Origin of the sequence: Burkholderia cepacia (assembly GCF_001718835.1) — a bacterium.
GTDB classification, from domain to species: Bacteria; Pseudomonadota; Gammaproteobacteria; order Burkholderiales; family Burkholderiaceae; genus Burkholderia; species Burkholderia cepacia_F.
The window spans coordinates 2,874,004-2,885,404 of record NZ_CP013443.1 but is presented as its reverse complement, the minus strand read 5'-3'; the positions used below and the strand labels follow the sequence as shown (position 1 = coordinate 2,885,404).

Here is an 11,401-nt window from a genome sequence, read left to right as displayed (position 1 = left end):
ATGACGCTTCGAGGAATCGTCTGGCTCGCGGTCCTGTTCGCGATCGCCGCTGCGCTCGCCACCGTCGGCCGTTTCGACGCGGGGCAGGTGCTGCTCGTCTATCCGCCGTACCGGATCGACGTGTCGCTGAACCTGTTCGTGATCGCCATCGTCGTGCTGTTCATCGTCGTGTATGCGCTGCTGCGCATCGTGCGCAACATCTGGCGCATGCCGCAGCGGGTCGCAGCGTATCGCGCGCGTTCGCGCAACGAGAAGGCGCAGGCATCGCTGCGCGACGCGATCGCGAACCTGTACGCGGGCCGCTTCTCGCGCGCGGAGAAGGCCGCGCGTGAAGCGCTGTCGGTCGACGCGAACCAGGGCGCGGCGAGTCTCGTCGCGGCGACTGCCGCGCACCGGATGCACGAGTACACGCGTCGCGACGACTGGCTGTCGAAGGTCGACGCACCCGAATGGCAGGACGCACGGCTGCTCGCCGCGGCCGACATGCGCGCGGACGCGCGCGATGCCGACGGTGCGCTCGCCGCGCTCGCCGACCTCCAGGCGGGCGGCAAGCGTATCCATGCGCAGCAGGTTGCGCTGCGCGCGCAGCAGCAGTTGAAGAACTGGGCCGAGGTGCTGAAGCTCGCGAAAGCGCTCGAGAAGCGCGAGGCGCTGCATCCGGCCGCGGCCGTGCGGCTGCGCCAGCAGGCGGCGGAAAACCTGCTGCGCGAACGCCGGCACGATCCGGACGCGCTGCTCGAGGTGTGGCAGTCGCTGTCGCCGGTCGAGCGCCAGTCGCCGCGTCTCGCCGATCTCGCGGCCGATCTCCTCGTTCCGCTCGAGCGCCGCAACGAAGCGCGCCGCATCGTCGAGGACGCGCTGGCCCACAACTGGGATGCGCGCCTGCTGCGCCGTTACCCGGATACGGCCGGCGCCGATGCGCTGCCGCTGATCCAGAAGGCCGAAGGGTGGAAGAAGGATCACCCGGAGGATGCCGACCTGCTGTTCGCGCTCGGCCGCCTGTGCCAGCAGCAGCAGCTGTGGGGCAAGGCGCAGTCGTTCCTCGAATCGGCGCTGAAGCTCGCCGACAACGAGGCGCTGAAGGTGCGTGCGCATCGTGCGCTTGCGCGCCTGTTCGAGCATCTCGGCGAAACCGACAAGGCCGCGAAGCATTACCGCGAAAGCGCGCTCGCGATCACCGTGGTCTGACGCGGCGGCGCGCCGCGCGCACGAAAACCCCGAACACCGGCCGGCGTTCGGGGTTTTTTCATCGGGGCGCGTCATTTGTCGACCAGCCGCTTCGGCACCGACAGCGCGAGCAGCCCGCCGAGCACGAGGAAACCGGCGAGCATGTACATGCCCGAATCGTTGGCGCCCGTCGCCTGCTTGAGCCAGCCCATCATGTACGGGCTCAGGAAGCCGGCGAGGTTGCCGATCGAGTTGATCATCGCGATGCCGGCCGCGGCCGCCGTGCCGCCGAGGAACGCGGTCGGCAGGCTCCAGAACAGCGGCAGCGTGGTCAGGATGCCCATCGTCGCGAGCGTGAGGCCGAACATCGCGAGCGCGGTCTGGTGCGCCCAGATCACCGACAGCACGAGCCCGAGCGCGCCGATCGCGGCCGGAATCGCGACGTGCCAGCGGCGTTCGCGGTGCCGGTCCGCGCTGCGCGCGATCAGGATCATCGCAACCACCGCGGCCGCATACGGAATCGCCGACAGCAGGCCGATCGTGAACGTGTCGGTCACGCCGGTGGCCTTGATGATCGTCGGCAGCCAGAAGCCGACGCCGTAGAGCCCCATCACGAACGAGAAGTAGATCAGCGCCATCAGCCACACGCGCGGGCTCGACATCACGGTGCCGAGCGGCAGGTCTTCCTTGGTCGCTTCCTCCGCGTCGACGTTGCGCGTGAGCAGCGCCTTTTCCTCGTCGGTCAGCCACTTCGCCTTCGCGATCCGCTCGTCGAGCGAGAAGAACACGAGCACGCCGGCCAGCACCGACGGGATGCCTTCGAGCAGGAACAGCCACTGCCAGCCGTGCCAGCCGCTCACGCCGTCGAACGCCTTCAGGATGAAGCCCGAGATCGGCCCGCCGATCACGCCGGACAGCGCGACCGCCGTCATGAAGAACGTCGTCATCCGGCCGCGCCGGTGCGCGGGATACCAGTAGGTCAGGTACAGGATCACGCCGGGAAAGAAGCCTGCCTCGGCGACGCCGAGCAGGAAGCGCATCACGTAGAACATCGCGGGCGTCGTGACGAACATCGTCAGGATCGAGATCACGCCCCAGGTCGCCATGATGCGGGCGATCCACACGCGCGCGCCGACCTTGTGCAGGATGATGTTGCTCGGCACTTCGAAGAGGAAATAGCCGAAGAAGAAGATCCCGGCGCCGAGCCCGTAGACGGTGTCGCTGAGGTTCAGGTCGCTTGCCATCTGCAGCTTCGCGAACCCGACGTTCACGCGGTCGAGATACGCGACTACGTAGCACAGCAGCAGAAGCGGCACGAGCCGCCACGACACCTTGCGATAGGTTGCTTCCTCGAATGCGCCGGACGAGCCCGGCAGCGACTGCGTCGATGTTGCCATGTTGTCTCCTGTCGTTGTTTGCATGATGCCGGGCTCGTGGGCCCCGTGCGGCTAGATGCAGCGCCCGCCGTCGACTTCGAGACAGACGCCCGTGATGAACTCGGCCTCGTCGGATGCGAGGTACAGCGCCGCGTTCGCGATGTCCTGCGGCGTCGAGAAGCGGCCGAGCGGGATCGTCGCGAGAAAGCGGCTGCGGTTCTCGGGGGTATCCTCGCAGCCCATGAATTCGGTCATCAACGCGGTTTCGCCGAGCACGGGGTTGATGCAGTTCACGCGGATGCGGTCGGCGCCGAGCTCGGCCGCGAGCGACTTGCTCGCGGTGATCATCGCGCCCTTCGTGCTGTTGTACCAGACGAGGCCCGGCCGCGGCCGCACGCCGGCCGTCGACGCGACGTTCACGAACACGCCGCCGCCCCGCTCGCGGAAGTACGGAACGAAGGTCTGCACGCACCAGAACAGGCTCTTCATGTTGACCGCGTACACGCGGTCGAATTCGGCTTCCGACACGTCGAGCACCGGCTTGTTGCGGTGTGTGGTGCCCGCGTTGTTCACGACGATCTGCACCGCGTGGAAATCGTCGAGCGCGGCCTGCAGCAGCGCGTGCCAGTCGTCCTGCCGCGACACGTCGCCGGCCACCGCGATCGCCTTGCCGCCCGCGAGCGCGATCTCGCTCGCGACACGCTCGGCCGCCGCGCCGTTCAGGTCGTTGACGACGACGTTCGCGCCTTCGCGCGCATACGTCTTCGCGATGCCTTCGCCAAAGCCCGAGCCGCCGCCCGTGACGATGGCCGTCTTGCCGCTCAACCGCATGGTGTGTCTCCTGTGCTGGATATGAGTGTCGTCGTGCTTCGGCATGCGGCCGCGCGCTGCCGGCCGCATGCCGCGTCCTGCCTGCCGCGTGTTCAGCCGTGCCGGATCGCGATCGTTTTCAGTGCGGTGAAGCCGTACAGTGCCTCGAAGCCCTTCTCGCGGCCATGCCCCGAATGGCCGACACCGCCGAACGGCAGCTCGACGCCGCCGCCCGCACCATAGTTGTTGATGAACACCTGGCCCGCCCGCAGGCGCCGCGCGACACGCATCTGGCGTGCGCCGTCGCGCGTCCAGATGCCCGCGACGAGGCCGTACGGCGTGCCGTTCGCCAGCGCGACGGCTTCGTCTTCGTCGACGAAACGCATCGCGGCGAGCACGGGGCCGAACACTTCCTCCTGCGCGAGCCGGTGCGACGGCGGCACGTCGCGCAACAGCGCGGGCGCCTGGTAGAAGCCGCTTTCGGGTGCGTCGGCGACGACCTGCCCATGCGCGGCCATCGGAATGCCGTCGTGCTGCGCGTCGGACAGGAAATCCCACACGCGTTGCTGCTGCTTCGCGTTGATCAGCGGGCCGCAGTCGAGGTCGGCGCGGCTCGGGCCGACGCGCAGCCCGTTGAACGCGGTGGCGAGCCGCTCGACGAGCGGTTCGTACACTGCGCGTTCGATCAGCACGCGGCTGCCGGCCGAGCAGGTCTGCCCGCCGTTCTGCACGATCGCCGACACGAGCACGGGCAGCGCCGCTTCGAGGTCGGCATCGGCGAACACGATCTGCGGCGACTTGCCGCCCAGTTCGAGCGTGACGGGTACGTGGTTCTCGGCCGCCATCTGCGTGACCAGCTTGCCGGTGGCCGGGGAGCCCGTGAACGAGATGTGATCGATGCCGGGATGGCGCGCGAGCGCGGCGCCGGCCTCATGGCCGTAGCCGGTGACGATGTTGAGCGCGCCGGCCGGCAGCCCGGCCTCGGCGGCCAGCTCGGCGACGCGCAGCAACGACAGGCATGCATCCTCGGCCGGCTTGACGACGCATGCGTTGCCGGCCGCGAGCGCCGCGCCGACGCTGCGCCCGAAGATCTGCATCGGGTAGTTCCACGGCACGATGTGGCCCGTGACGCCGTGCGGTTCGCGCACCGTCAGCACCGTATAGCCTGCCTGGTAGGGGAGGGTTTCGCCGTGCAGCTTGTCGGCCGCGCCCGCGTAGAACTCGAAGTAGCGCGCGAGCGCGGCGGCATCCGCGCGTGCCTGCTTCAGCGGCTTGCCGGTGTCGCGCGCCTCGAGCGCGGCGAGCTCGTCGTGATGGGCGGCGACGAGCATCGACAGCCGCATCAGCACGCGGCCGCGCTCGGCGGCGCTTTTGGCGCCCCAGGGGCCCGCGAACGCATCGCGGGCCGCGGCGACCGCACGCTCGATGTCGGGCGCCGTGCCGCGGGCAATGGCGGCGAACGGCTGGCCGTCGGACGGATCGACGACCGCGATGGTTTCCAGTTGCGCAGGCAACGTCCATTCGCCTGCGATGAAGTGCTTCGCCTCTTCCATGCGTGCTCCGATTCCATGCAGCGCTGCATATTGTTCGACGGCCGGACGATCAGCGCGATTATCGCGCCGATCGTCATCCGGACGCCACCGGTCGATTGGCTATAATGGCGCATTCTTTCCGGACATGCCGGCGGCGCGTGCCTCGACCGCGGCGTGCCCTGTCCCGAATTCCCATCGACCTACAGAGAGTGCTCATGAGCTTCAATCATGTTCCGGCCGGCAAGGACCTGCCGCAAGATTTCAACGTGATCATCGAGATTCCCGCGCAAAGCGACCCGGTGAAGTACGAGGCGGACAAGGAACTGGGCCTCCTCGTCGTCGACCGTTTCATCGGCACGGGCATGCGCTATCCGGTGAACTACGGCTACATCCCGCAGACGCTGTCGGGCGACGGCGATCCGGTCGACGTGCTGGTGATCACGCCGTTCCCGCTGCTGGCCGGCTCGATCGTGCGTTCGCGCGTGCTCGGCATGCTGCAGATGACCGACGAGTCGGGCGTCGACGCGAAGCTGGTTGCGGTGCCGCACGACAAGGTCTGCCCGATGACGGCCAACCTGAAGTCGATCGACGACGTGCCCGAGTACCTGAAGGACCAGATCAAGCACTTCTTCGAGCAATACAAGGCGCTCGAGAAGGGCAAGTGGGTGAAGGTCGAAGGCTGGGCCGGCATCGAAGCCGCGCACAAGGAAATCGCCGACGGCGCAGCGAACTACAAGAAGTAAGCGGCGCGCCGGCCGCGCCGGCCGGCATCGTTCGATGCAAAAAACCGCGCGTGTCTCGTCAGGAGGCCGCGCGGTTTTGTTTTGCGCGGGCGGTTTTCTTCGGCGCGGGCGCGGGCGTGGGCTTGGGCGCGGGGGGAGGGCCGCTCGCGGGCCGGGGCTTCGCGGCAGCGCGCGTGCGAGCCTTCGGCGTAGCTGCCTTTGCGGCCGGGCCCGTGCGGGTTGGCGATTGCTTGGCCGCGGCGCGACCACGTTTCGGCGCGGCGCCGTTCGGGGCGGCCGTATCGACTGCGACGGCGGCGTCCGCTGCCGTCACGCCGCCCTTCGGTGCGCGCTTGCGCGATGCGCGGGCCGGTGCGGCCTTTTCGTCGCCATCGCCGTCGGCGTCATCTGCGACTGCTGCCACCACCGGCAGCGCCGATTCGAGCGTCCTCATCCCCGCAGCCAGCTCGCGTTTTTGCTTCGGACTCAGCCGCTTGACCCAGTACTCGGCGCGCGATGCGATCGACCGGTCGGGCAGCGGGAACGACGCGAGCACCGCGCGCGGCTTGCGCGAGCGCGTGTAGCGCGCGCCCTTGCCGGCCGCGTGCTCGTCGAAGCGCGCGGCGACGTCGGTCGTGATGCCGGTGTAGACGCTGCCGTCGGCGCATTCGATCAGGTACAGAAACCAGGACATGGCAGGGCGGCAGGAGGTGGCGAAATTCGGCGAAGCCGCCAGTGTCTCAGAAAAGGCGCGCTAATCCGCGCCGCGCTTGAACGGGTTGTGGTCGTGCAATTCGTCGACGTACGCGTGGATGTGCTCGGTCTCGCGTTCGAGAAAGCGCGCGACGGCGTCCGAGAACGCCGGGTGCGCGAGCCAGTGCGCGGAGTGCGTGACGGTCGGCAGGAAGCCGCGCGCGAGCTTGTGTTCGCCCTGCGCGCCGCCTTCGAACGTGTCGAGCCCGGCCTCGATGCAGAATTCGAGCAGCTGGTAGTAGGCCGTTTCGAAATGCAGGCACGGCACGTGCTCGACCGCGCCCCAGTAGCGGCCGTACAGCGTGCCGCCGCCGTTTTCGCCGCGCCGGTAGACGGCGAGTGCGCTCGCGATCGGCTGGCCGCCGGCTTCCGCGATCACGAGCAGCAGGTTCTCGGGCATCGTCGCCCCGATCGTGCGGAAGAAATCGAGGTTCAGGTACGGGCTCGAATAGTGTTCGCGATAGGTCTGCCGGTAGCAGCGCGAGAAGAAGCGCCAGTCGGCGTCGGTGATTTGATCGCCGGTCAGGCGCCGGAACGTCACGCCCGCATCGTGCACCTTGCGCCGCTCCGCGCGGATGTTCTTGCGCTTCTTCTGCTCGAGCGTGCCGAGGAAATCGTCGAAGTGGCGGTAGCCGTCGTTGATCCAGTGGAACTGCACGCCTTCGCGCAGCATCATGCCCATCGATTCGAGGAGCGCCGCTTCGTCGCCGGTCGGGAACAGCACGTGCAGCGACGACACGTCGCTCTGCTCGGCGAATGCGAGCAGCGTGGCCGCGAGGCGGCGGCGCGCGTCGTCGTCGGCCGCGAGCAGGCGCGTGCCCTGCACGGGCGTGAACGGCACCGCGCACAGCAGCTTCGGGTAGTAGGGCAGGTCGTTGCGCTGGTATGCGTCGGCCCACGCCCAGTCGAACACGTATTCGCCGTACGAATGCTGCTTCGCGTAGACGGGCGCGGCGGCCGCGAGGCGGCCGGTGCGCTCGTCGGTCAGCGTGACGAAATGCGGCGACCAGCCGGTATCGTCGACCGCGCAGCGCGCGACGTGCAGCGCGTCTAGAAATTCGTGGCGCAGGAAGGGCGTCGGCTGCGCGTCGCGGGCGAGCAGCGCGTTCCATTCGTCGGCCGGCACCTCCGCGGGGGACGACAGGATGCCCGTGCGATAATCGATGCGTTCGTGTTTCAAGCGTGAATCCGTACCGTTCTGTGTCGCCGGATGCATGGGCCTGCGCGGCCCGCACCGGGACGATTTCGTCAGCCGTTCAGGGCGCGCCGCCGGGCTGCGCCGATCCCGCCATGAAAACCCGACTCGCTCTCGCCCAGATCAACGTCACCGTCGGCGATTTCGCCGGCAACGTCGCGCGGATCGTCGCGGCCGCGCGCGCCGCGCACAACGATGGTGCGCAGCTGATGGTCGCACCCGAACTCGCGCTGTCCGGCTATCCGCCGGAAGACCTGCTGCTGCGGCCAGCGTTCTATGCGGCCGCCGCCGCTGCGCTCGAAGCGCTCGCCGGCGCCTTGAAGGCGTTCGACGGGCTCGCGGTACTGGTCGGCCATCCGGTGCGCGTTGCAGGCGAAGGCGCGCCGGGCGGCGATCCGCACGCGCCAGCCGTCGATGGTAATGCAAACCGCCCGATCGAGCGCGGCGTGCCGCCGACCGATACCTACAACGCGGTATCGCTGATCGTCGGCGGCAAGATCGTCGGTACCTACCGCAAGCAGGATCTGCCCAATACCGAGGTGTTCGACGAGAAGCGCTACTTCGCGACGGACGCCGAGCCGCTCGTGTTCGAGCTGAACGGCGTGAAGTACGGCGTGATCATCTGCGAGGATGCGTGGCATGCATCGGCCGCGCAGATCGCGAAGGCGGCCGGCGCGCAGGTGCTGCTGATCCCGAACGGCTCGCCGTACCACATGAACAAGGAAGCGGTGCGCGTCGACATCCTGCGTGCGCGGATTCGCGAAACCGGGCTGCCGATGGTGTACGTGAACCTCGTCGGCGGGCAGGACGAACTCGTGTTCGACGGCGGTTCGTTCGTGCTCGACGCGCAGGGCGCGCTTGTCGCGAGGATGCCGCAGTTCGACGAAGGGCACGCGATCGTCGAATTCGACGGCGCGCGGCCGCTGCCGGGCACGATCGCGCCCGAGCTGTCGACCGACGCGCAGGTCTACCGCGCGCTCGTGACCGGCGTGCGCGACTACATCGGCAAGAACGGCTTTCCGGGCGCGCTGATCGGGCTGTCGGGCGGTGTCGATTCGGCGCTGGTGCTCGCGGTCGCGTGCGATGCGCTCGGGCCCGAGCGCGTGCGCGCGGTGATGATGCCGTCGCGCTTCACGGCCGACATCTCGACCACCGACGCGGCGGAGATGGCGCGGCGCGTCGGCGTGCGCTATGACGAGATCGCGATCGCGCCGATGTTCGACGCATTCCGCGCATCGCTCGCGGGCGAATTCGCGGGCCGCGCGGAAGATGCGACGGAGGAGAACATCCAGGCGCGCATCCGCGGCACGCTGCTGATGGCGCTGTCGAACAAGTTCGGCTCGATCGTGCTGACGACCGGCAACAAGAGCGAGATGGCGGTCGGCTACTGCACGCTGTACGGCGACATGGCCGGCGGCTTCGCGGTGATCAAGGACATCGCGAAGACGCTCGTGTACCGGCTCTGCCATTACCGCAACGCGGCGGCCGAATACGCGACGCGCGACATCATTCCGGAGCGGATCCTCACGCGCGCGCCGTCGGCGGAGCTGCGCGAGAACCAGACCGACCAGGACAGCCTGCCGCCGTACGACGTGCTCGACGCGATCATGCGGATGTACATGGAAGAGGATCGGCCGCTCGCCGGGATCGTCGCGGCCGGTTATGCGCAGGCGGACGTCGAGCGCGTGACGCGGCTCATCAAGATCAACGAATACAAGCGCCGCCAGGCGCCGATCGGCATTCGCGTCACGCATCGCGCATTCGGGCGCGACTGGCGCTACCCGATCACGTCGCGCTTCGCCGAGCGCCTCGATTGAGCCGCGCGCGGCGTAGAATCGGGCTCACGTCTTTTCATCCAAACGAGCATTGGGGGACAACCACCATGAAACGCATCACAGCCATCATCAAGCCGTTCAAGCTGGACGAAGTCCGCGAAGCGCTCGCCGAAGTGGGTCTCACGGGCCTGACCGTGACGGAAGTGAAGGGCTTCGGCCGCCAGAAGGGGCATACCGAGCTGTATCGCGGCGCCGAATACGTCGTCGACTTCCTGCCGAAGATGAAGATCGAGGTCGTCGTCGCGGAAGCGCAGGTCGACCAGGTGATCGACGCGGTGATCGGCGCGGCGCGCACCGGCAAGATCGGCGACGGCAAGATCTTCGTGTCGGATGTCGAGCGCGTGATCCGCATCCGTACCGGCGAAGAGAACGAAGCGGCCGTCTGACGCCGCCGGCGTCGATCGCCCGCGCCAATAAAAAACGGTGCGGATACCCGGTTGGGTACCGCACCGATACGCGCCTCTCGCAGCAGCGTGGAAAGTGTTGCCGAATCGTTCTTTGACGGCGCCTGATCAGAACAGGTGCTGGATGCCGGCGTAGACGCCGGTCTGGCTGTGGCCAGGGGTCGGGTTGTCGTTATAGCCGGTCTTGGTCGGGCCGCCGGGGCCGGCCGCGTTCGCCTCAAGTCCGAAGTTGGCGTTCTTGCTGTTGCGCACCGTCGCGACCTGCAGGTCGAACAGCGTGCGCTTGGAGATGTTGTACGAGCCGCCGACCGTGTAGATGTTCGCATTGCCGCCGCCGTGGTTCGCGTTCACGTGATACACGGCCGCGATCAGCGCCGCCGCCGGCGTGGCCTGCCACGTCACGCCGCCCCAGACCTGCTGGGTCGACGTAATCCCGTTGTTCAACGGATTGGCAGCGTCCGAATCGGCGCGCGAGGCCTGGTAAGCGGCCTGAACCTTGAACTGGCCGAGGAACACGTTCACGCCCGCGAAGTATTCACGCGAGTAGTTGAACACGTCGTCGAGCTTGCCGTTCTGCGGGTTGCGCGTTTCGTCGTAGATGCCGCGCAACTGGAACAGTGACGTGGTGTAGGTCACCTGGCCGCCGACGCTGCGGCCCTGGCCGGTCGTGCCGTTGCCGTTCCAGTTCGTCGCGTTCGACAGCGCGTACTGGCCGTAGAAGTCGAGGCCGTAGAACTGCGGCGACTGGTACGACACGTTGTTGCTGGTCTTGTTCCAGTTGCGGCCGCGCACCAGCGATGCCGTCGACCAGGCCGACTGGCCGAACGGGTCGAAGTCCCACACGCCGTTGGCGATTGCGAGTTCACGACCCAACAGCAGCGTACCGTACGTATTGTTCGCGATACCGATGGTCGCCCAGCGATTCCAGAGGCCGCCGCCGCCCGGGCCCGCGCCGCTCATCGTGTCGAAGCTGCCTTCCAGCTGGAAGACCACCTTGTTGCCGCCGCCGATGTCCTCGGTGCCCTTCAAGCCCCAGAGGCTCGTGCCCCAGTCGCCGCTTTCCGCGCGCCAGCGGCTTGTCGTGCCGCCGTTTCCGTTGCCGATGCCATTGATGTACTCGAGGCCGGCATCCAGGCGACCATACAGCGTGACGCTGCTCTGCGCGTGCGCCGTCACCACCCCAGCAGCCATCAGCGCGGCCGCGACCAAAGCTTTCTTCATCATCTCCTCCATACCCTGTCAAAAAGTCAACCCAGACTGCACGAGATGCCCGGAGCGCGAGCGCCGGGCAAAAGCGGGCAACTACGGAGACCTCATGCGAAGCCGGGCGGGCGCAGCACGCGGGCGAACAGACGGGTGGCCGTTGAGCGGTCCCGCGCAGCCGGGTCGGCCTGCGGGGTCTCCTTGTAGTGTCGTGAAGCTAAACTACATTTCACGAACTTCGTTTTGCTACTTTGGTTACTAATTTAGCAAAAATACAATTTTGTGGCGATGGAAATCGTTGTTTGACTAACACCTGTCGCCAATTTGCCATGCAACACGGCGCGCGACACCGTGGCGCGCGCCGGCGAATCGCCGGCAACGCCTTGTGCGGCAAGGGAGACACG

Annotated in this window: 10 protein-coding genes; 4 read left to right on the top strand and 6 right to left on the bottom strand. The window is 67.6% G+C overall.

Annotated elements, in window-relative coordinates:
- Positions 1-1,188, top strand: coding sequence for a heme biosynthesis protein HemY (locus tag WT26_RS16505; protein ID WP_011352869.1), 1,188 nt, complete (start codon positions 1-3; stop codon positions 1,186-1,188).
- Between the two features lie 71 nt (positions 1,189-1,259).
- Here WT26_RS16505 and WT26_RS16500 read toward each other — a convergent pair whose 3' ends face one another.
- The 3 genes from WT26_RS16500 to WT26_RS16490 form a co-directional block, all read right to left on the bottom strand.
- Positions 1,260-2,564 carry an MFS transporter gene (locus WT26_RS16500; protein WP_069273292.1) on the bottom strand — a complete coding sequence of 435 codons (1,305 nt, stop codon included), beginning with the start codon at positions 2,562-2,564 and terminating at the stop codon, positions 1,260-1,262.
- Between the two features lie 51 nt (positions 2,565-2,615).
- Entirely contained in the window at positions 2,616-3,374 is a 759-nt protein-coding gene (locus WT26_RS16495; RefSeq protein ID WP_059668119.1) for an SDR family oxidoreductase, read from the bottom strand.
- 92 nt (positions 3,375-3,466) lie between these two features.
- Positions 3,467-4,906, bottom strand: a complete 1,440-nt coding sequence (locus tag WT26_RS16490; RefSeq protein ID WP_069273291.1) for an aldehyde dehydrogenase family protein — start codon at positions 4,904-4,906, stop codon at positions 3,467-3,469.
- 194 nt (positions 4,907-5,100) lie between these two features.
- Here WT26_RS16490 and ppa point away from each other — a divergent pair, with 194 nt between their 5' ends.
- Positions 5,101-5,628, top strand: coding sequence for an inorganic diphosphatase (gene ppa, locus WT26_RS16485; protein ID WP_027786751.1), 528 nt, complete (start codon positions 5,101-5,103; stop codon positions 5,626-5,628).
- Positions 5,629-5,686: 58 nt separating this feature from the next.
- On the opposite strand, the gene WT26_RS16480 is transcribed toward ppa, so the two are convergent.
- A complete protein-coding gene (locus WT26_RS16480; protein ID WP_069273290.1) occupies positions 5,687-6,301 on the bottom strand; it encodes a GIY-YIG nuclease family protein in 615 nt (204 codons plus the stop codon).
- A gap of 60 nt (positions 6,302-6,361) precedes the next feature.
- The gene (locus WT26_RS16475) at positions 6,362-7,540 is read right to left on the bottom strand and encodes a GNAT family N-acetyltransferase (RefSeq protein WP_069273788.1); all 1,179 of its coding nucleotides are present in this window, start codon (positions 7,538-7,540) and stop codon (positions 6,362-6,364) included.
- Positions 7,541-7,650: 110 nt separating this feature from the next.
- Between WT26_RS16475 and WT26_RS16470 the strand changes: the two genes are divergently transcribed.
- Positions 7,651-9,372: an NAD+ synthase gene (locus tag WT26_RS16470; protein ID WP_069273789.1), complete on the top strand. Its 1,722-nt coding sequence runs from the start codon at positions 7,651-7,653 to the stop codon at positions 9,370-9,372.
- A gap of 65 nt (positions 9,373-9,437) precedes the next feature.
- Positions 9,438-9,776 (top strand): P-II family nitrogen regulator, encoded by a 339-nt coding sequence (locus WT26_RS16465; protein WP_006398637.1) that lies wholly within the window; start codon positions 9,438-9,440, stop codon positions 9,774-9,776.
- 126 nt (positions 9,777-9,902) lie between these two features.
- Here WT26_RS16465 and WT26_RS16460 read toward each other — a convergent pair whose 3' ends face one another.
- A complete protein-coding gene (locus tag WT26_RS16460; RefSeq protein ID WP_069273787.1) occupies positions 9,903-11,015 on the bottom strand; it encodes a porin in 1,113 nt (370 codons plus the stop codon).
- Positions 11,016-11,401 lie beyond the last annotated feature (386 nt).

What these genes read in the sequence shown, in the direction of transcription:
- WT26_RS16505 (WP_011352869.1), top strand. Translation starts at nt 1, where the DNA reads ATGACGCTTCGAGGAATCGTCTGGCTCGCGGTCCTGTTCGCGATCGCC.
- WT26_RS16500 (WP_069273292.1), bottom strand. Translation starts at nt 2,564, where the DNA reads ATGGCAACATCGACGCAGTCGCTGCCGGGCTCGTCCGGCGCATTCGAG.
- WT26_RS16495 (WP_059668119.1), bottom strand. Translation starts at nt 3,374, where the DNA reads ATGCGGTTGAGCGGCAAGACGGCCATCGTCACGGGCGGCGGCTCGGGC.
- WT26_RS16490 (WP_069273291.1), bottom strand. Translation starts at nt 4,906, where the DNA reads ATGGAAGAGGCGAAGCACTTCATCGCAGGCGAATGGACGTTGCCTGCG.
- ppa (WP_027786751.1), top strand. Translation starts at nt 5,101, where the DNA reads ATGAGCTTCAATCATGTTCCGGCCGGCAAGGACCTGCCGCAAGATTTC.
- WT26_RS16480 (WP_069273290.1), bottom strand. Translation starts at nt 6,301, where the DNA reads ATGTCCTGGTTTCTGTACCTGATCGAATGCGCCGACGGCAGCGTCTAC.
- WT26_RS16470 (WP_069273789.1), top strand. Translation starts at nt 7,651, where the DNA reads ATGAAAACCCGACTCGCTCTCGCCCAGATCAACGTCACCGTCGGCGAT.
- WT26_RS16465 (WP_006398637.1), top strand. Translation starts at nt 9,438, where the DNA reads ATGAAACGCATCACAGCCATCATCAAGCCGTTCAAGCTGGACGAAGTC.
- WT26_RS16460 (WP_069273787.1), bottom strand. Translation starts at nt 11,015, where the DNA reads ATGAAGAAAGCTTTGGTCGCGGCCGCGCTGATGGCTGCTGGGGTGGTG.